Below are 22163 nucleotides of genomic sequence, written 5' to 3' on the forward strand. Positions count from 1 at the left end.
CTGAGGGCCATGAAAAAACGAACCCCGCCATTCTTCTTGGCGGGGTTCGCATACCACACTTATCTGCTTACATCACTTCGGTTGAAACACCCACACACCATCCGCTCCAGTGGTATCGAAAGCGCTATTTCTCAACCCTTCGGTGCCGAAGAACGGATTCAGGTCAGCGCTTGAAACCACACCTTCAGTGCGTGGCGCAGACATGACCGAAGGCAGCAGGAGCGTTTCCATGAAACTCCTGTCATCCGCCAGTCTGCCCCCTGCCATACGGTCGTTGATGCTCAGACGAGACTGGTCAGCGGTATCGCCCACCAAGCGCTTCAGCATGTCGTCGCTCGCCTGCGGCGACACGACATTGACGAAGCCCGCCTGCACACTACCGGGCTCACTGGCATTACTGACGAGCCTGGGCGCTTGCAGCGTCACCCGTCCACCATTCAAGCCGGTTGACGTGGTGATATTGCTGACTGTGAGCAAATCGCCCGCAGAGTAGCTCACATGCCCACGCCCCGCTTTCGTGGTTACCTCAGGCGACATCACGACATGAGTGCCACCGGTAACCGCGATATTGCCATTCCCCGCGGTACTGATATCGGCCTGCTGGGTAACACCGCCTTTGGCAGTCAAGCTGACATTGCCACCATTACCGGTCGCAATACCCTGCTGAACATCCAGATCGCCTGCTGTGGTCAGTACGATGTCGCCACCACGGCTCTTCAGCGCCTCCTGCTGACCACCCAAGCCACCCAGGATCAGCGAGCTGGAGAGGCTGTTGAGATACACGCCACCGGCGCCACCATCGGCGACCAGCCGGCGGGCATCGACATCCAGCGCATTACCTGCCTGGCCAACACCGTTGCTCGCCTTCAGTTGAATCCGCTCGCCTGCCACATTCACGCGGGTATCGTTGTTGACGTCACGGATACTGCCGTTGCGTGCCTCGAGGCTGACGAGGCTGCCCTCACCGCCCGCCGTGACACGATCGACCCCCATGCCGCCATCCAGGGCACGCACACGGATGTTCCCGCTGGTGGTGGCAGCGCTCAGGCGGCTCAGGCCGTTACGTTCATCGAGGAAGATGCCACCGGCACCAGTGACCGTAGCGGCCAATGAATTGACATCTGTCTGCATGGCTGCAGCGTTGGTGCCAATGCCATCACGGGACGACAGCGTCAGTCTATTGGCGGCGATACGGGTACTGGCGTTGCCATCATCACGCAATGCCCCGGCTAACACTGCGAGGTCGACAGCGTTAGAGGACGATATACGACCTACCGTAGCATCACCGTTGCGCACCAGCGCCGAAACGTTGCCGTTTCCGCTACGAATATCCTCGAGGAATAGACCACTGGCAGCATCCAGCAAGACGTTACCCGACTGAGTACGTGCCACCAGACGGTCAGTGTCGACCTTGAGCGCACCACCAGAATCGTTACCGATACCCGATGCAGCGTTCAGCGTAACTGTATTGGCAAGCAGGCCATTACCGCCCCCTTTTCCGGAACGTTGGACGATCGCCCCACCGGATGTGAGATCGATAGCGCTGTTCGCACCACCAGCCTCCACGCTCTCCACGCCGATGCGACCACCGGCAGTCACACTGACATTGCCATCTGTGGTGATGACCTGCAGAAGATCGATGGCATCGGTTTCACTAACCTTGATACCACCGGCCTGCTGCACCAGAAGGGCGGCACGCTCCACCTGGGTCGAGACGTCGATTCCATGCTCAGCAATGACGGAGAGGTCCTTGGCAGAAATGCGACCCTGGCCCACCGTACTGACTTGCCCCTCGCTGTACATGTCGACACGGCCATTGCGAGCATCGATACGCTGAATATCGATATCCCCGCCGGCGGCCACATGCACATCGCCATTGGCGTTGCTCACGCGAGTCAGGAGAACGTCGTCGTGCTCCTCGATGAAGACGTTGCCAGAACCTGTGACGCTGGCCGAGAGACGATCTACATCGGTTTTCAACGCGCCAGCAGAGGTGCCAATACCATTGGCGGCCGTGACATCCAGCCCTTCCGCAATGACGTTACGTGCCACGCCGTCAGCGGCAGTCAGCGCGCCATTGCTCGCCGTCAGAACGACATCTTGCGCAAAGACCTCGGTCACATGGAGGTCGCCATCAGCCTCATAGCTCACGCTATGGGTAGCAGCGGTCAAGGCGCCCTCGGCCATCGCGATACTGCCTGCACTCGACGATACCGCCACGTCGCCGTGCTGGGCGAGTACATAGGCCTCCTGCGTCACACCCGCGCTACCCGAGAGAACGACATCGCCATCGAAGTTGATGACGTGCTCATCCACGTACAGCTTGCCACTCTCGGCGGAAACGCGAATCTCGCCTCCCGCCGCACGCAGCCCCTCAATAGGGCCGCGTCCCAGGTTTGGCGTAACACCGCCAATCCTCAGATCACCCGAGAGGTCGGAGACGACGATACCGCCAGCGCCAGCCTCAGCCACAAGGCGTTCTGCATTGACTTTCAGGCCCTGTACATTGCCAATGCCAGTACCGGCATGCAGGCTCAGGTCGGCCGCCGTCAGGTTGGCCGGGCTATCGCCGGTGGCATTGATCGCCTCGTGGGCCACCAAAGTGATGGTCTCATCATCGGTGCCGGTAACGATACGGCCAACCTGGAGCGAGCCCGTCGCACTTTCCACCGTGACGTTGCCAGCCGTGGTCTCCAGCGACTCGATCACCAGGTCGTCATACTCAGCGATGTTGACCTCGCCGCCGGCGTTGGCAACCAGAGTGGCAACCGAAGTATCCAGCGAGCGAGTGGCGTTGCTACCCGTCGCCCCAATCGATCCACCGGCCGTCAGGCTAAGGCGATTGCCGATGACACGGGTCGAGGTGTCCTGGTCGTTATCGATGCGACCGCCAGCGGCAAGCACGATGTTGCCCTGCTCCAGATCGGCCGCAAGCGAGCCTACCTCGATGTGACCGCCCGCTGTCACCGAAATGTTATCGGCAACGAGATCACGCAGATGGATATCGTCATGCTCGCGCAGCGTGATGTTACCGCTGCCACTGACATGTGCCGTCAGATCCTGAGTGGCCGTATCGAGTTCGATGGAGTTCACCGCGTAGGCGACGACACGCTGGGCCTCCACATTGCGGGCCGAACCGTTGCCATCGACGATCGCACCGCCGCTTTCCAGGCGGATCGTGTTTTCGCTGGCAAGATCGGTGTCCTTGATACCCTGGTTGAGGACCAGATCTCCATCGGTGTCCAAGGTGATGTCGCCATCTCCCGATATGCCGACGGTGCTGCCCAGGCTATCGACCACGAGCGCCTGGCCCGCATTGCGGTTGAACACATGGACCCCGCCCGTTCCGGCATCGACCGCCAGCCGATCGACACGAGTGCGAACGGCCTGATCCATGCCTACACCGCCACCGGCAATGGCAAGCAGATCCGGGGCGATCAACTGACCGCTGCTCGGCACCCACAAGCCATTGACCCAGGTCCCACCGGCACCACGGATGGCGCCGCCTGCCTGCAGTGTGATGGAATCGGGGCTCTTCACCTCACCCACGATACTGATGTTGCCCTGGACATCGGTCACCCGCACGCTGCCGCTGGAAGCGATGTTACCGAGCCCCAGATCGCCCTGCGAATTCAGGTAAACGCCGCTGTTCAGGTCACGACCGCTACCGGTACGCATATCCAGGCGGTTAGCCTCGATACCCAGCGGCTTGGCCGCCGACATGTCGATGTCCTGATTCAGATCGAACGCCGCAACCGCCTGCCGACGCAGCTGCTGGCTGGCATCGCGCGCCACTACCGCATTGAAATGAGCGAGATCGGCGATATTGCGAGACACCTGAGTGGTATCGCGCAGCGCGTTGGCGTGATTGAGCAGATTGGTGGCGCTGTAAAGATTGGCAATCGCCTGGTCCAGCTCGTTGTTCAGGCTGTCCAAGGCGGCCTGCTTCGGCCCCAGGTTATAGCGCTCATATTCATCCAGCGCCATGGCAGCGACAGACATTGCCAAGTCGACCACGGCAAAAGCCGCGTCGGCACCGGCATCGCCGCTGAACGGAACGGCCTGCATGGCACCGGTCACGATAGCCGCCGCATTGCGCACCACCGTCAAGGCGTTCAGCGTCGTGTTGAGCGTATCGACGATGGCCTCCGCCAGCGCCACATCCCTGGCGGCACGATTCACCTCATACTGCTTGGTCGTGCGGTTGTACTGTGCAATGCCTTGCAGCACCGCTGCATTCGATGCCATCACGATATGCGACTGCAGCTGCTGCTCGAGGATTTCAAGCACGGAGGCCTTGGCATTGGCTTCGGCCACACGCGCAGAGTATTCCGCGATAGCCGTATCGCGTACCAGCTCTGCCTCGCGATGGCCGGGGGTGTTGGCGATCAGGGTCACGTGGTCGCCGCGCAGGTTGGCGTTGGTCCCGTTACCATCCAGGATCACACCGTTACGCGACTCGACCCAGATATCGCCGGCCTGCGTGGCATTGCCACGTGCATCCAGCATACCAATGGTAATGTTGGACTCGGCATGCAGGCTGATATCGCCGCCGTCAGTCGTCAGGTTGCCGACGATGATGCTGCCGCGATACCCATCCAGCTCCGACTTGGAGAGCGCCGTCAGGGTAATGCTGCCGCCGCCGGGCAGGTAAATCGTATCGTTCTGGTTCAGGAAGACGATGTTGCCGTCGGTAGCCGTCAGCACCAGCCGACCGCCGTCCATGGTGATCACGCCGCCCTTGTTATCCAGAATGGTGATGCTGGTGGCGATGATACTCACACCAGAGGCGCCCTTGCCGACCAGGGTATTGCGATCGACCGCAATCGCGCCCAGGTTGGAGGCGTTGACATCGCCCGTACCGCCACTAGCGGAGAGGAAGCTGACGTCAAGCGCCAGGTCACCGTTGGCGCCCACGCCATTCTCAGCAGCAATCTCGAGAGACCTGGCCCGTACGTTGGGTGCCGTGACACCGGAGCCCCTGGCATCCTCGATACTACCGCCGCTGCGCAATTCGACCCCATTGCCGGCCGCAGACACGGTACCCAGCGCGATGTCCCCATCGGCACCGATACGAATGTCGCTGCCACTACCGGAAGACTGCGCGCGATGCAGATTCAGAGGGACATGCCCGCTCTGATAAGCGTAGATACCACCGTTGGTCGTATCGATCACGAGGTTGTCGACCATCATCTCGATGGCATCGTTGGCCGTGCCGAACTGGGTGGCGTTGACCTTCAGGCCTCGGGCCAAAATATTCAGTCCGCCACCGTTGCCGTCGGTAACCCGACCCTGCACGGCAAGCTCGACATCCTCCCCTGCCTCCAAGCGCCCTAGGATGAGATCGCCATGGTTGACCAGATCCACCTGGCCAGCGGCTTGCGCATCGACGAGCTGCATCGCCCCGAGGTTGGTCAGGTAGATATCGCCCTCGCGAGCCAGGAGCGACACATTGCCAGTCGCACGGGTAGAGAACGCGAGTTCCGCACTGCCTATCGCATCCGCCTCGAGCGACATGCCATCCGCCGTGACCCGGTAAGCGCCGGAGTCGTCCTCGCCTTCGATGCTACCCACAGCACGCAGCGTGGTAGAGCGACGCGAGTTGACGCTACCCACCGCCATGTCACCCGCATGAGTGACCGACACCGAACCGGCTTCACCGGTGCCGCTTGCCTGCGCGTTGAGCTGCAAGCGCCCACTGGACAGGTTATCGACGAAGATGTTGCCGTCGAGCGTAGTGAGATCCAACGAAGAAACATCGGTTCTCACCGCTTGAGCGCCGCTACCGATATGACGCCCCGCCTGCAGCGTGGCGCTGTCGGCGGTAAGCAGTGCACCTGCCCCCTGAGTGATGCTTCCGGAAGCATTCAGGCGTGCATCGTTGTCGCCCAGGTCGATATTGCCCAGAACGATATCGCCCCCCGTATTGGTAAAATCGAGGTCGAGCTCGCTGGCCAAGCCGCCGTTGTTCAGCGTCAACTGGCCATTGGTACCGTTGAAAGCCAGCACACCGTTGGCATTGGCAATGGCCACGCTGCCGCGGTTGGTCGTCGCGCTCAACGCCTCTGCAGCACCGACGTTGTCGATGAAGGTGCCGACACCCTGGTCGCGGGTACGTGTCGTCAGGGTACGAGCATGGGTCTCGATGGCGTTTGCCGCGGCGCCAATGGCGCCCTTGGCGGTAAACGCTACGGCGTCTGCCCGCACATTGAGCGCCGCGCCGTTGTTATCCAGGATACGTCCGTTGACGCTCTCGACACTGACCTGTCCGCCCACTGCATCGATGAAGCCAAGTTGGACGTCACCTTGGGTAGCGGAGAGCTTAACGTTATTGTCGTCGCCCTGGGCAACGATAGTCCCCACGGTCAGGCCGTTGCTCTCAGTGATGAATACCCCACCGTTGCCCGAGTTGGCATTGACGATGTTGCTTTGGGTACGCAGCGAAGCGCCATCCACGCCAATCCGGTCGTTGGCAGTCAGATCGATGGAACGCCCCACCAGCGAAACCGCATCATCGGCGGCCATGATCGCACCTTGCTGCGACTGGACCACGAGCGCATCGGTCGCCGAAACCGTTCCGGTCAGGAACATGTCGCCCTGGGAGCGAATCGAGACATCATGCTGACCTACGGTCGTGCCATCGCTAAGGGTAATTTGACCGTTGGCATTGCTGATGGCGGCCGAAGCCACCGGCTGGCCACCAACCATGATGCGCTCACGGGCCGTGACATTGCCCACGACCAATTGGCCTTGCTGGTCCTCGACGTGAATGCCGCCATTCTGAGTAGAGGCGTTCAACACATCGACGCTGGTCGTAATCGCCTGGCCTGCGCTACCAATGGCGCCATCGGCCTCCAGGTTGGTGGCCCAGGCGGTCACGTTGGGGGTGGTGGTATTGGCTGATGTAATGCTGCCGTTCTCGGCCTTGATAATGGCCCGCAAGCCGTCCTCGGCCGAGTTGCTGCCGGTATCGATTTCGTTCAAAGCAACGCCACCGGCCACATCGGTAACCACGATATGGCCACGGTTGGCATGGGCGCTGAGCGTCGTGGCATCGACCCGCAGCGGGCTGCCTTCGGCCCCGATGGTCGAGCCCTCACCGGTCACTTCCAGGTAGAGGTTCGAGGCGGTAGCGGTACTGCCGGCAACCGCTGAATCGCTGACGATATTGCCTTGCGCGGTAACGCTCAGATCGCCTGCCGATACGCCTGACAGGGTCACGCCGCCATTGCGATTGGTGAACGCGATGTCCGTCGTGTTCGGCCCATTGGTCGACAGACGAGACTGCGAGTCGAATTCCAGGCGCAGGTGATGGTGCTCGTCCATCTCGATGGAAACCGGGCGGCTGGCAACGTCGACGGTAAGGCTTTCAAGGCCGTCCAGTTCGTTGATGTACACACCGCCGACATTATCCGTCAGAGTGGCATCGAGATGCTCCGCCCGCGTCCTGATCGCCTGGGCCTGGGTACCGATACCGGTTCCGGCCTGGAGAGAAACCGTCTCCGCCTCGATCAGGCCCGCGCCGCTGATGGAAGCGGTCGCCTCCACTCGGGCACTCTCTGCCACCACACTGCCATACTGCTGAACGCTGCCGCCCGTCATCGTCAGCGAGGTAGCCGCAGTGATGTTGCCGGTGTTGACCACCGACGTCATCACCGCATTCGCCAGATCGGCACCAAGGGCCACGGTCTGGCCGTTGATATTGCCGCTGTTGGAGATATGACCCACCAGGCCCACCGGCACGCTGAAGTTGATCAGGTCGTTACCCTGAAGATCCAACCTATAGCTGCCATCATGGGCCAGACTAACCTTGCCCAGGTTAGCCACGATAGAGCCGCTGTTTTCTACGGTAGGAGCGATCAGATACAAGAAGCCATTGTCGCCAATCGTGATGGTACCCTGGTTTCTCACCGAGGCGGCCAGATTGTCGCTCTGGCTGAAGTGGAACCTGCCATCAATGAAATCATCGTCGGCGATGTCAAACGTCGTGGCCACCAGGCCCGCCACGTCTACCTGAGCCCCTGCCCCAAAGAGGATGCCGTTGGGGTTGATCAGGAACACTCGGCCATTGGCCTGGAGCCCACCGAGAATCTGTGATGCACCACCGCCGCCGACTACACGGTTAAGCGCAATATCACTGGCATTGTTCTGGACGAACCTTACCAGCTCATCGGTAGAGATGTTGAAGGTGTCCCAATTGATGACAGCTTTTTGTGACGTCTGGTTGATCAGTGTCTCGAGGCCATGGGTCGAAATGGAGGCCGTTCCCCTGGCGACTTCTCCATTCGTAGGAGCGGCAATAGCGCCGGTAGCATGACCAAGGCCAATGACCGATACCGCCACGATCACCGAGCTATTTTTCTTCTGTTTACGGTACATTCTAGTTTCCTGACGTAAGAAAAAAGGCGAAGCCAGAATCAGAAGCGATATCGCGCCTGGGCATAAACGTAAGAGCTGTCTTCGGTCTTGCTGCCCACCGGTACGCCCCAATCGACGCGCAGGTCGACGCTGTCAATGGGACGGACCAACAGGCCGATACCGAAGCCGGAGATATCCGTACTATCGTCCTGGTCGATAAAAGGCGTCTTGATGAAGACCTGACCATGGTCGGCACGTGCCAGCAGTTGGAAGCGGTCGTCACCCTGAATCAAGGCATAACGACCCTCAAGACTCGCCGTGAAGCCGCTATCGCCGGAATATGCCGAAGAGGGATGGCCCAGCACCGAATTGAAGCCGCCCACAGACCACTGCTCACTGGCAACCACGGAATCGAAGGCATACTGACCGCTCAAGCGGGGCATCAACAGCACCCGGTCGGAAAGGCGCTGCAAGCGGATCAGATCGAACGTCAGCTTGGTGAAATCGTTGTCGGCTCCCGCATAGCTCCGGCTGGAAAAAGCGGAGTCGTTTTCCATCGCGCCAAGAGTGTCACCCAACCCTTGGTGCAGATTGACCGAAGCGAGTGTTCGTCCGCCGATATCGCTCTTGTCCAGGCTCGCACCGAACCTGAGCTTGCGAGTCCGGTCATCCGACGTCGTGAACCCCAGCATGGTCTGCTCAAGGTTCTGCGCTTCCAGCCAGGCTTCGAGATTGATGATGTTGCGAGACGAGAGGACATAATCCTGGCTCACACCGAGCCCCCAGGAAGAGCTGTCGCCTTCGATCTCCAGCACCTTGAATTCCCGGCCAATCGAAACGTTGCCCTTGGAAGCGTAGGCATGAACGCTGGTACCCACGACATTGACAGGCGTCTGATAAGCCACATAGCCAAAGTACGCATTACCGCTGTCAAGGGTATGCATGCCGATGAAGTTCAGCTCATCTCCACGCCCGGTCACATTCGGTAGCTTGAGAGACGGCACGACACGATGCTCGCCACTATTCTTGCTACCGTAATTGTTGACCTCTACCGAACCCGCCACACGATTGGACTCCCTGACATCGACGAGCATGTCGGTAGAGCCGGCCTCCTGACCGGGCCGCAGGGTTGAGCTCACTTCGATACCGGAACGGCGGTTAAGCAGAGTCAGGGCACGCTCAGCGTCTTCCATGGTAAAGGCCTGGGAAGTTTGCAGGCCCGCAGCCGCCAACGTCTGAACGACACGAGAATCGCTGTAGCGCTGATTCCCTTCCACCTCGACATTCCCCAACCAACCCTCGAACACCGCAAGCTTGAGGTGCTGACCGTCAGCGAATGCCTGATCCGGAATGACCACTTTCACCAATCGATAGCCAGAATCGTGATAGTGCTGCTCAATGACTCGTGCCATCTCCTGCAATTCGGCAAAAGACAAAGGGCGGCCGATCTCATGCGCGATCAGGCTGGTAAGTTGCTCGTGGGTGAAGACATTTACCCCGGTGAATTCCACCCCCGGGATGGTAACCGTCGCTTCACCACTAACGGCCGGCGCTGCAGGCGCCAAAGGCAGCTCTACCGTTTCCGTCTGGGCAAAAGCTGCCCCAGAGGAAGCCAGACATACCAAACTTGCAGTGCAGCACACTGATTTCAGAAGGATTCTATTCTTAATCATAATTCCAAGACACATGTGCCCGTGGCGGCACAGCAGTAGCAGCCGCCTTCTACGAATAGAAAGTCATACGAACTTTCCGCCTGATCACGGCGAGATCAGAGCGATGCTGGGCAAGTGCCTGCGCAGGTCGCTTTAAACAGGCCGATCCTTAACACCTTTACTGCCTATCGTTACGCGTCCCGCGTACCTCACGTACTCGTAGCACGCCCCTCGTCTTTGGCTCTGGAGCGGGCCACACTCGTCCTGAACTCTCTATCGACAGGTGTCGAAGTTTCTTTAGGCCCTCTGAAAACTTTTTTTTCGCTTCGTAACGAAAGATCTCAAACCCCCGTCAGAAGCCGCTCATGGACTTCCTCGGCACCGTACGGCAGCCTGTCGGGCAAGCGCTTGAGCTCATGCAAGGGCACCGGGCGGGAAAAATGGAAGCCTTGTAGATAATCGCAGTGACGACGTACAAGGTCTTGCTGTTGTTCGATTTCTTCGACCCCTTCTGCGACGACGACCAAGCCCATATGGTGGGCCATGGTGATGATGCCCTGGACGATGGCCGCGCAATTACGATCGAACACCATGTCGCGAATGAAGCTGCGGTCGAGCTTCACCTTGTTGATAGGCAAGTCGCGGAGATAGCTGAGGCTGGAAAAGCCGGTGCCAAAATCGTCGAGCGCCACACGAACGCCCAGCTTTCGTAGGCTGGCGATCAACGAAATCGCCTGCTTGGCCCCCTGCATCAGCACGCTTTCGGTCACCTCAAGTTCCAGCAGCTCTGCCGGAAGCCCCGTTTCGGCCAGGATGTCGCACACCTCTTGAAGAAAGCCTTCTCGACGGAACTGCAGCGAAGAAATGTTGACCGCAACAGGAAGCACCCAGCCATCATTTTCGAGGAGATCGGCAGCGTCCTGGCATGCCTGGCGCAATACCCAGCGCCCCAGATCGATGATCTGGCCAGTTTGCTCGGCCAAGGGAATGAAGATACCGGGCGAAAGCTGCCCACGTTTAGGGTGCGGCCAGCGTACCAACGCCTCTACGCTACGAACCGTTCCCGAAACGGCATCCACAATGGGTTGATAGTGAAGCTCGAACTGCTCCGACTGAATCGCAGCATGTAGATCATGGCGCAGCAGTACGAACTCGGTAACATCGCGCTGCCCCTCGCCGTTGTACCATTCCCAGGTGTTGCGCCCCTTCTGTTTTGCTGACGACATTGCCAAGTCGGCACGCTGCATCAACTCCTGGGCATTTACCGTGGGCTCACAGTTACATGCCAGCCCAATGCTGGCACTGATATGCAGTGGCTGGCCTTCGATCTCGATTGGATTGGCCAATGCATCAAGTAACCGCTGAGCCATCGAGGCCCCTTCATCTCGACAACCAAGGCCCGGTAAGAGGAGGCCAAACTCATCCCCCACCAAACGAGCCAGGGTATCGCCCGGCTCAACCTGGCATTGGAAGCGCCGTGCCACTTCCTTCAACAGCTTGTTACCAACATGATGACCCAGGCCGTCATTGACAGCCTTGAAGCCATCCAGGTCGAGCTGCATCACGACCAGCAGCCCCTGGCATTGGCGAAAGCTGGCTTCCAAGCGCTCCTCGAACACGAGACTGTTAGGCAAACCGGTGAGTGGATCGTGAGTGGCTTGAAACGCAAGTCTCTCTTCCTGCTCGCGATATTTCGTAATGTCCTGCTGAATACCGATGAAATGGGTGCACCTCTCATGCTCGTCCAGGATGGGGCTGATGGACAGATGGTTCCAGAAGGTACTCTTGTCCTTGCGATAATTGAGGAGCGTCACCTCTATCTCGGTATGGCGTTGCAAGGCACTACGGAGTGCATCCAGCGCTTGGGGATCCGTCTCCTCACCATGTAGGTAGCGGCAATTACGCCCCAACACCTCGTCGGGCGTATAGCCTGTAGTTCGGTAAAACGACTCATTGGCATACACCAAGGGCGTATCCGGCAATAAAGCATCCGCGATCATGATCCCGTTGGGTGTGGCCTCGACACCCCGCTGCAATAACCTGAGTTCGGCTTCTCTACGCTTGCTTTCGGTTACGTCTCGGCAGGCAGCATAAACGCCGGCAATCTCGCCATCCAACTCAATGGGAAAGTTGACGATCTCCAAGCAAATAACCCGGCCATCACGACGCACTCCCAACGCTTCATACTGACAAGTACTACCACTGGCGGCCTTTTCGAAAGCAGCCTGCACTTTATGCCGGTAGCTAACCTCGATGAATTCGCGAAAATGATGGCCGAGCATTTCCTGACAGGCAAAACCGGTGATAGCTTCAAAAGCTTCGTTGCCCCGCTCGAAACGACCCGCGAGGTCCAGCCCGCAGATACCATCGGGATGGTTGAAGAACAAGGACCGATGCCTTCCGGCAAGTTTCCGGTGGTCGGCATGCAAAGCTTCCACCCACTGCGCAACGGCAACCAAGCTTTTCTCAACAGGGGCCTGGCACTGGCAAGCCATTATCTCATGCATTTTCTGCTGGGCTTCAAACAAAGAAAATTCGTGGCCAACTCGTTTCGTCAACGCCATCGCCCCCATTGCTCTCAGAGGACGACGCCTCCCTCTTGGAAGCGTCACCTAAATAAAAATCAACATCATCAACAACTGAAAATACACTTAGTTCAAAGCTCACCTCTCCCAATACCCTATATCGGCAGAAATTAAGACACCTTAAGGTGTGAGGGGCATTTTTTTCGGTTTTTAACAGCGCCCGTTCATCGGGAACCGCGGCCACCCGGCACGGCTTACCTCACTGGAATCGTCCATCACCTGGCCACTGGGCGCGACACGTCAGACGACGCCATCAGCGCAAGCCTTCGTGGTTGCTTTTCTTTGCAGACTAATGAAATTCAGGAAGCTCGGGTAGACTAGGCCAAGCATGCGCAAGGTGGCCAATCGGCCCGACCTCGGCTGCACAGAAAATTTCGCCGAAGAAATAAAAAACGCCCGCGAATGCGGGCGTTTTATGGGTAAATCCGAATCTAGTAAAGACGAACAGTATTGACGACTAACTCGATGAATAAAGCTCATCCACACCGTAACTTTTTACCTTGGGGTGATTCAATATGTATTGCCAAGCTTCTTCAGCATTGGCAAACGGCTCGAAGCCATACACACTGTCCAATTTTTCCACTACAGCTCTCAGGTACAAAGGAGTAGCATATTTTCTGACTTCCTCATTCTGCTCATAGCGATCTTCTTGCAGCAGAGCTAGCATCCAGAACAGCGGCCGCCACCATGAGTAAGAGAAATCACATTTCCGGATCACCTCACTCGAATTGCTTTGACCAGCCAGAAGTGTAAAGTAATTAATCAGCTCATCGAGCTTGTAGCGATATCGTTGCTCTTCGGATCTGAACTCATCGTATGTCTTGCAGTAAGTCACACGCTTGATTTTATCCCAACTTTCTTCGGGAAAAGGCAGCTGGTCGGCTACGAAAAACCGGCTCACCACGAATTCACAATACTTCCTGCTTGCCACGCAAGGTATCAGCACGCTCATTGATGAGTCTTTCACCTGCTGAAAGTACTCACTGCAGTAGACTTGAAACAGGTCGAGAACGGACTTTTCATTCGCATGCACCGCCATGGCCAAGTTCGCCTGCGCCATTGAGTGGTTTGCACTCGCCGTCTTGGCCAGTTCGTCTCGCGTTTCCTGCAGTTCCTTGATCTGAAGGAAAATGGTCAAAATCACGCCGCCGAAAGCAAGCCCAGCAAAAAGCGCGTTAATACTACTGAAGATATCCGAAATCGGCTGGGGGCTGAAATCACGCATCAAAGGCTGTACACCAAAGTACCACGCCCCCAGCCACACCCCGAAGATCAAGGAAAAGACAACCATCACCAGATTGATGATCGCCCTTCGCGTAACACCCTTATGACTATTCATGGGACTCCCATTTATTCAACGTTATCAATAGGGTCATCCTTACTGGCCGTCAGCTGACCTTGCCTCGCTTTGTTGTAACGTCCGGTTTTCAGACACACCCACAGATTTCAAATCACCCTGTGCGGTTGCGACAAACCACGACTGAAGGCTTGCATGCGATTTACGCATGCCTACCCAGGAGTGATGAAACGCGGCGGTAGCCCCACACGACACCAGCAGCACAACCAGGGCCAGCGAGCCTGCATCGCGAATCGGCACGGCGAGTACGAACATGGTAACCACCGCCGCCGCACAGTTGAGCAACGCAATGGCCCAGGCCGCCGGCCAAATCTTCTTGATCGCCACCTGCAGTACCGCACGTACCAACAACACCGTTACCGCAGCAAACCCCACTACCCCCACCAGGCCGAAGCCGACGACAACCCCCGCATACAGCGAATGAAACCCCTGATAACCTTTCAACCACAGCCCCACATCGCTGGGTGCCATGCTGCCAGTACCGAACAGCAGATTCCCCTGCCACTCGCGCCACGCCTGCGCCCACAGCATCAGGCGCTCGGTACTGCCAGGATGCACGGCATGCGCCGTGATTACTTCGCCCTTTAAGGTCAGGAAGATGGCCTGCAAGGGATGCAGCAGCCCCGCCACCAGGGTTCGATCGTCACTGACGAGTAACTGCCAGGTCACCAAGCCCAACAGCAGCATCAGCAACAAGCTCAAGATACCCACCAGGCCGAACTGGCGACTGCGATAAATGCCCATCATCAGTGTTATCCCGGCGAAACAGAGCACCCCGGCCATGGCACCTAGCCAGCCCGTGGCGTAGCCACTCGCCACCAGCACTACCAACACCGGGATGGACATCAGCAGTGCCCCGCCCACCTGATAGGTGGGTCGCCAGCCAATACCGAGGCGTTGCACACCTGAGAACAGCATGGCCAGCAGCATCACGAAGCCGATACTGGCGACAAAGCCCGTTTGGGAAGGGTTGCCCCAGACATGCGGGTTGGAGAGCACACCGCTGCCTAGGCGCTGCCAATCGGCATGCGCGACGAAGGACGCCACCGCGCCCAGCAAGAAGACCGCGAACAGCCAAGGCCACTGCAGGCGCAGTTGCGCTAGCCACCAACCAATAGGAATGCTGAAGCTACCGGTAATCAGCAGCAGTGGCAGCCAGTCCGGTGAGACGGGTACCGTATTGCTCGCCCCGATCGTTCTCAACGCGACATAGCCGCCAAGCCCCAAGCTGACCCAGAACAATGGCAGACGAGTCGCATCGCGCAAGAAGGTGGGCAGTGCAAACAAGGTGGCCAGCAGTACCATCACCGCCCCTAATCCGCTCAGCCAGGGATTCAGCGTAAGCGTGAACAGCGCCAGATAGAGCCCGACCAATGCCAGGCGCCGACGCCAGCCATACACAATGGGGCGAGTACGCAGCATGACGCCATCCGACTGGACATTAGCCAGAAAAGCAGCCCCTCGGGGACTGGCATACAGCCTTCGCAGCGCCTTGCTGGTACGCCAGGCATGCTTGACGAAGACAAAATGCGCCACGGCAGCGCCCAACAGGCCGACCAGCAGCAGTACATCCGGAACGCCGACCAATGAGCCCACTACCCCCACCATCCCCAACGCGGCGGAAATCATCATCAGCGCCACGGTGGCCGAGCCTGGGCTGAACCCGGCACGCAGGAAGATATGGTGCAAATGATCGCGGTCGGCGGAGAATGGGCTGCGCCCCTTGCGAATGCGGCGGATCATCAAGCTCAGGGTGTCCATCACCGGCATGACCAGAATCCAGCCATAGGCCACGGGGCTGATCACCGCGGCGTCTTGCTGGGAAAGCTCGATCACGAACCAGGCAATGGCAAAACCCAGCGCCATACTGCCCGCATCGCCCATGAACACGCTGGCGCGCTTGCGCCACGGGTGGCGCATGTTGAAGAACAAAAACCCCACCACTGCCGCCGCCAGCGAGACGATCACCACCAGCAGCGAGACCTGACCCTGCACCGCCGCGATGATGCCAAGCCAGGTCAACATGACCAGCACCGTGCCCCCCGCCAGGCCATCGATGCCATCCATCATGTTCACCGCATTGATCAGCCCCGCCACCGCCACCACGGTAACCGGCACCGCCAGCCAGCCCAGCCGAAGCTCCCCTACCATGGGAAACTCGCCCAGCAGGCTTACCACCTGGCCGCCCCATACCACCATGAGCACAGCAGCCACCAATTGCACGCCCAGCTTGACGGTGGAGCGCATGTCACGGGCATCATCGATCACCCCACACGCCACCAACAGCGCCATGCCGGCGAACAGCGGCCCGAACCCACCCTGCTCGACCGGCAAGAGCGGCTGCACCAACAAAAAGCCGATAAAAACCCCAAGGCCCCCGGTCAGCGGCACGACACCGTCGTGCTGCTTGCGCCCCCCCGGGTTTATCGGCCAGCCCCACCGCCGCCGCCGGGCGACGAAGCACAGCAATTGCAATGGCTGAAAACATCATGGCCAACAGGGGAATGAAACTCCATGCTCCCATAAAACTCCCTACGTATCGTTATCGCCACGACGTGGATGCGCTTTCTATGAAGCGCTTCGCTCACGCATGGCTCGTTCTTGATGTATGGCCTGCCGGTTAAAAAAGGTGCCTAACTTCTGCCGACTTCCACTCCGCGACAGTTCTGGTACCAATTGATGAAATCAACCAGCTCATCCGTATCGCGCAGCTTCCATGTCAACACTTCGCGGCCCAACTTCAAGCGTGGGCAGTTCTTGGAATTCAAATTGGAATTACGCGGCGTGGTCGCGTCATATCGCATGGCCATGACGAACCCGCTCTCCTCAACGTCCGGCACCACCTCCGTCCACAGCGCGATACCGCTTCTATTACGCTCCAGCGCCAACTCCAGCCCGCCATGTGTACGAAAGCCCGCGATGTACTTGGTGGGTTCGGCAATGCGCTGCAAGAACGCCGCCATTACTTCCTCAGCGCTCTCAGCTTGGCGCAAGCCATCGCCGGGAGCCTCGCTCTTCTCAGGCTCCCCCCGCTGGCTCGTCGCAGCACCGTTAGACTCACTCTGCTGAACCCGGCCCTGCTCATCGTTGTGGGGCTCGCTGGGAGCATCGGGGGTTTCTTCGCTTGCCGGCAACTCGTGCAGCACTGGCTTGAGCCTTTGCAGCAGCAGCTTCTGCCGCGCCTTGAGAAAGTCATCGAAGCGCTCGAGCGCCCAAAGCTCTTTCTGGCGAGGAATGAGGTGCATCTCCAGATATGCGTCGCTCTTATCGGCAAACCACTCCGCGGGCAGCTTGTCCCCCTTTCCGCCCGGGCCGTTCTCCGCTGCCGTAAGCAACATGCAGTTCGACAATTGATCGCGCACCGCAGCGGGATAGCGCATCAGCGAATGACGACCCGTCTCCGGGTTGTAATCCTTGACCTGGCGTAACGCACTCTGCGGGAAAATATGGTCGACCTGAGGCGCGTTGCCGGCATACGCCGGTTCATAGTCGTACTGGCGATACCACAGATTGAACAGCAAATGGATCTGGCGCGAGCCGTACTGTATGCCCAGCAGTACGTCGTCGGTGAGGTCCAGGCTGCGACCATCCTGACGAATCAGCTCGAACAGGCGGGGTACGTCGAAATCCTCGTCAGTATCGATTTGACGCGTCAGCTTATTGATCAGGTTGTCCGGCCGGCCGCTGAAGGCCTGGGTGACCATTACGCGCAGCACGAAAGAGGCGAGACCTTTGGCACCGGCCCACTTCTCCGGATAGTGATAGCGGAAATAAATCAGCGGCAGCAGGCCATTGTACGAGGTCAGGGCATGGTGGCTGCGCACGAACGTGTGGTTGCGCAGGAAGTCCCGAACATCGCATACGGCCGCGGTTATCTTGCCCCAGTTCTCGATAATTCTGGCGCGCGTTGTCTCATCGCGGAACTTGGCCACGTCGTAGTTGGCCCCCTTGCCCAGCAGTACCAGGCAAGCCTTGAGCACCAAGTCACGATCGAACCTGTAGCCGCCGGCGTTGAGGTCTTCGAGCAAGCCCTCCATACGCGCGTCTGCTTCGTCCCAGGCGCTGGTGAGCAGGGAAAACAGCAAATCCGACTTGCTCAGTTGCGTACCGCCCGAGTTGGCACGTATGAAAATCTCGACCACATCGTTTTCGGTGTAGGCCTGGGGGTTATCGACACTATCCAACAGCTGGTACGCGATACGCTCCTGGGCACAGAACACATTATGTGCACGCCAGACGTTTTCGACGATGCGATTGAACGATTCGGCGGGCAACGGCGTGGGCGAACGCTCGGCCAGCTCCGTCCCCAGGTGATTGGGCATACCCTTGTAGAACACGATGTCCTTGAAGCGCACCCAGGGGAAGATCGCCTTGCCGGGCTTGAGGAAGCGAAATTCGTAGCGAATGTCGTCGGGCGAGACCGGGTTGCCGCTGCCGACATTGAAGAACAGCTCCTTGCCGTCGTAGCTTCCGCTCAGCCCGATGTACAGACTCTGCAGGCGCTGCTGCCCATCTAGCACCAGCATCTTCGGCTTGTCGTTCTCCGGTACCTGATACTGGCTGAGCGGCTTACCCGGGTGGTAATGATCGATGAACTTGCGGCACTTGATGCTCGCCGGCGTGCGCCACACCAGCATGGTGCTGATGGGGTAGTCGCGCATCAGCGAATCGAACAGCCGCTCGATCTGCTCCTCACGCCAAACGAAAGGACGCTGGATGTTGGGCAGCCAGAAACCGCCCTGCTGCTCCGGGTCGTTGAGATACGAAACGAGCTTGCGAATGGTATCGTTATGGTTCTTCATCGATGCGCTTTCCTACGTCATCGTCGCTACGGTGGCACAACATCCGCTTGGTGGTTTGCGCTCAGCCGTGGCTAAGCGTCGCCTGCCGCCCCACCGAATAATAGGTAAAGCCCTTTATTGCCATGCGTTCAGGCGAGTAAAGGTTGCGGCCATCGAAGATTACCGGCTCACTCAGCTGCTGCGCGATCAAGGCGAAATCCGGTGCACGGAAGCTTTTCCATTCCGTGACGATAACCAGCGCATCGGCGCCGCGCAGGGCAGCCTCCTTGGTGCCGCACAGCGCGAGGTCATCACGGCTGCCGTAAAGGCGCTGTGCTTCTTCCATGGCTTCAGGATCATAGGCCTGCACCCGAGCACCCGCCTGCCACAAGGCTTCCATCAGCACCCGGCTGGGCGCCTCGCGCATGTCGTCGGTGTTGGGTTTGAAGGCAAGCCCCCAAAGGGCGAATGTCTTGCCGCTCAGCTCGCCGCGGAAATGCCGCTGAATCTTGTGGAACAGGGTCGTCTTCTGCTGCGCATTGCGCGCTTCCACGGCTTTGAGCACCCTGGCATCGAAGTCGATCTCCTCGGCCGTGCGGATCAGCGCCTGCACGTCCTTGGGGAAACAGGAGCCGCCGTAACCCACCCCGGGGTAAATGAAGTGGTAGCCGATACGCGGGTCGGCGCCGATGCCCTGGCGTACCGCCTCGATATCGGCGCCCAACCGCTCGGCCAGATTGGCCATTTCATTCATGAAGCTGATCTTGGTGGCCAGCATGCAGTTGGCAGCGTACTTGGTCAGCTCCGCGCTGCGCACATCCATCACGATCATCTTCTCGTGATTGCGATTGAACGGCGCATAAAGCTCGCGCAGCACCTCGACGCTCTCGGGGTTCTCGGTGCCGATGATGATGCGGTCCGGCTTTTGGCAATCGGCAACGGCGCTGCCTTCCTTGAGAAACTCCGGGTTGGAGACCACATCGAACGTCAGGTCATCCCGCCCGCGCTTGGCCAGCACCTCGCCGACGCACTGACCCACCCGGTCCGCCGTGCCCACCGGCACGGTCGATTTGTTGACGATGATACGCGGCGCCGACATGTGCTCGGCGATGGTTTGCGCCACCTTAAGCACGTACTGCAAATCAGCGCTGCCATCCTCATCCGGCGGCGTGCCCACCGCAATGAACTGCACCTCGCCATGCGCCACACCCAGCGCGGCGTCGGTCGTGAAGCACAGCCGCCCCGCCGCCAGGTTGGCTTTCACCAGCGCCTCGAGCCCCGGCTCGTAAATCGGGATAATGCCCTGCTCGAGCTGCGCCAACTTGTCGGCATCGACATCGACACACACCACCTCATGGCCAGCATCGGCCAGGATAGTACCCTGAACCAAGCCTACATAGCCGGTGCCAAAAACTGTCGCTTTCACAAAATAGTCTCAACCTTTGACGAATGAAAAAATAATTATAAAACCCACCCTGAGATAAAATTAACCTCTTATCCAGGAAGAAAAAGAAAGTATTCAGGAACGGAAGTACCTATGACGAACTTTAACTTCCCCCTTCCCTCGCCCATCGATTAAGCTCATTAACAACTTTTTTCAAATTTCTTACAGGATACCTGCCCCCCTTTACATCTTCTATAAACATTCGCTCCGGATAGACATAGTCCCCGTCACGAGTTTCTATCAGCATCTCTTCAACCTTCCCACTTTCAACTATAAATCTTTCAAAAAACTCAGCCTCATTTAGTTTTTTACTGGTTCTGTTGGAAGAATATGCAGAGGCAAAAAAGCTATGAGGATTTTCTAATTCATTTAAATTAACCTCACCCTCACTTATTTCCCAAGGATCCACAATGGCACTCGACAATTCAACTTCGCCTATAGACAGGACCCACTGGCTAACAATTACCGGACGCCTACCTTGGTTCAATATTTTAAGATATACAAAAGGAAGGCCTTTCTGCTTAGGAGAGAAGCTATGAAATTGAACCTCAAGCCAGGCATTCACTCTAGCTCTATCATTATAGAAATTATAAAGACTCATCCCCAGACTAACTAGAGACATAATGATCGCTATTACAGCAGTGAACTCACCCACAACACCTCACCAATCAATATTGGATTCAAAAAAAACCATGAAATGCAACATCAAAGCTAATTTTTAACTTTATTACCACACTTCAGCACTATGCCAAATGCTGCCAGCATTTTCTCAGCTTGATGGTCTCGAGAGTATGTAGCTGCTGCTGCCAGTCCTTGTCTTCGAAGCTCGTCCCGTTGCTCCAAATTGTCCTTGAGGCCTTCAATTGCTGCTGCCATGGCTACTGGATCTTCCGGGGGTACACAAACCCCAGCGCCAGATTCACGCAAAATACTGGTGCCTTCCCCTTCTGGGATCGACATTAAAACCGGAATGCCCATGCCCATACATTCAAACATCTTGGAAGGGATGACACTTTCGAATACTGGTGTATCCCGTAGTGGAATCAGAGCCAAATCACACAGGGACCAGTATTTCGGCATGGCTTCCTTGGGTTGTCGCGGCACAAAGCGCACGTTCGATAGTCCTTTCGCCTTGGCCCGCTCCACAAGCTCGGTTTTTGCAGCACCTGCTCCCACAAAAATGAATACGATATCGTCGCGGTGCTTCAACTGCTCAGCGGCCTCCAGCACCTTGTCCAGAGCATGCGCCATGCCATGAGTGCCGAGGTAGCCCACCACGAACTTCCCTTGCAGCTCATGCTCTCGTAGCAGAGACTCGTCGGCCGCCATGGGTTGGTAACGTGATAAGTCTACGCCATTGAGGACGACATCGATCTTGTCACCCTCAATACCGCGCTCCATGAGATCTTTCTTGAAGGCGTGCGTCACGGCTACGACTCGGCTTGCACGACGATAAAGAAACAGCTCGAGCTTTTCCAACCAGCGTATCGTTCGGCTCTCTCGCATTGCACCCACGGCTACAATCGAAGCAGGCCATAGATCGCGGAGTTCAAAGATGAAAGGCTTACGGCGCACGGCTGCCAAGGCCCAGCCACCAACAGCGGCGAAGAACTGTGGAGAGGTGGCGACAATAACATCAGGATTCTTCTGAAACAGGCCAACAGAGAAGCCGCTCACCATGAACGAGACATAATCCAAGGTTCGTTTGAGGAAACCTTCGTTAGAAGTGATATAGCTTTTTACCCGAACAATGCGTATCCCATCCCAATTTTCCACGGCATACCAGCGATTGCGGTAACCAGGAAAAACCTTACCCTCAGGAAAATTTGGTGCGCAGGTAATCACCGTTACTTCATGCCCGGCTTTGACCCAGCGGGTTGCATGCTCATAGAGACGAGTAGCTGGAGCATTGGTTTCAGGTGGAAAGTTATCGGAAATGAAGAGTATGCGCATAAAGGAAAACTGTCTTGATAGCGATATAAAGGC

Annotated in this window: 9 protein-coding genes; all 9 read right to left on the reverse strand. The window is 57.8% G+C overall.

Annotation, left to right across the window (positions count from 1 at the left end; all coding sequences use genetic code 11):
* Positions 1-72: 72 nt before the first annotated feature.
* Positions 73-8379: a filamentous hemagglutinin N-terminal domain-containing protein gene (locus B8115_RS16335; protein WP_010628905.1), complete on the reverse strand. Its 8307-nt coding sequence runs from the start codon at positions 8377-8379 to the stop codon at positions 73-75.
* A gap of 38 nt (positions 8380-8417) precedes the next feature.
* Complete coding sequence (locus B8115_RS16340) at positions 8418-9923, reverse strand: ShlB/FhaC/HecB family hemolysin secretion/activation protein (RefSeq protein WP_238539235.1); 1506 nt, start codon at positions 9921-9923, stop codon at positions 8418-8420.
* A gap of 428 nt (positions 9924-10351) precedes the next feature.
* Positions 10352-12574, reverse strand: a complete 2223-nt coding sequence (locus B8115_RS16345; protein WP_238539236.1) for an EAL domain-containing protein — start codon at positions 12572-12574, stop codon at positions 10352-10354.
* Positions 12575-13052: 478 nt separating this feature from the next.
* Complete coding sequence (locus B8115_RS16350; protein ID WP_010628908.1) at positions 13053-13934, reverse strand: hypothetical protein; 882 nt, start codon at positions 13932-13934, stop codon at positions 13053-13055.
* A 39-nt stretch (positions 13935-13973) separates the two neighbouring features.
* Positions 13974-16343, reverse strand: a complete 2370-nt coding sequence (locus B8115_RS16355) for an MraY family glycosyltransferase (protein ID WP_010628909.1) — start codon at positions 16341-16343, stop codon at positions 13974-13976.
* Positions 16344-16585: 242 nt separating this feature from the next.
* A complete protein-coding gene (locus B8115_RS16360) occupies positions 16586-18754 on the reverse strand; it encodes a DUF262 domain-containing protein (RefSeq protein WP_010628910.1) in 2169 nt (722 codons plus the stop codon).
* Between the two features lie 61 nt (positions 18755-18815).
* Positions 18816-20159, reverse strand: a complete 1344-nt coding sequence (locus B8115_RS16365; protein WP_010628911.1) for a UDP-glucose/GDP-mannose dehydrogenase family protein — start codon at positions 20157-20159, stop codon at positions 18816-18818.
* 121 nt (positions 20160-20280) lie between these two features.
* A complete protein-coding gene (locus B8115_RS23405; protein WP_141638634.1) occupies positions 20281-20832 on the reverse strand; it encodes a hypothetical protein in 552 nt (183 codons plus the stop codon).
* Positions 20833-20888: 56 nt separating this feature from the next.
* Positions 20889-22130, reverse strand: a complete 1242-nt coding sequence (locus tag B8115_RS16370; RefSeq protein WP_051004660.1) for a glycosyltransferase family 4 protein — start codon at positions 22128-22130, stop codon at positions 20889-20891.
* Positions 22131-22163: the final 33 nt, after the last annotated feature.

Origin of the sequence: Halomonas sp. KM-1, from assembly GCF_000246875.1 — a bacterium.
Taxonomy (GTDB): Bacteria; Pseudomonadota; Gammaproteobacteria; order Pseudomonadales; family Halomonadaceae; genus Halomonas; species Halomonas aerodenitrificans.

What these genes read in the sequence shown, in the direction of transcription:
- B8115_RS16370 (WP_051004660.1), bottom strand. Translation starts at nt 22,130, where the DNA reads ATGCGCATACTCTTCATTTCCGATAACTTTCCACCTGAAACCAATGCT.
- B8115_RS16350 (WP_010628908.1), bottom strand. Translation starts at nt 13,934, where the DNA reads ATGAATAGTCATAAGGGTGTTACGCGAAGGGCGATCATCAATCTGGTG.
- B8115_RS16345 (WP_238539236.1), bottom strand. Translation starts at nt 12,574, where the DNA reads ATGGCGTTGACGAAACGAGTTGGCCACGAATTTTCTTTGTTTGAAGCC.
- B8115_RS16335 (WP_010628905.1), bottom strand. Translation starts at nt 8,379, where the DNA reads ATGTACCGTAAACAGAAGAAAAATAGCTCGGTGATCGTGGCGGTATCG.
- B8115_RS16360 (WP_010628910.1), bottom strand. Translation starts at nt 18,754, where the DNA reads ATGAAGAACCATAACGATACCATTCGCAAGCTCGTTTCGTATCTCAAC.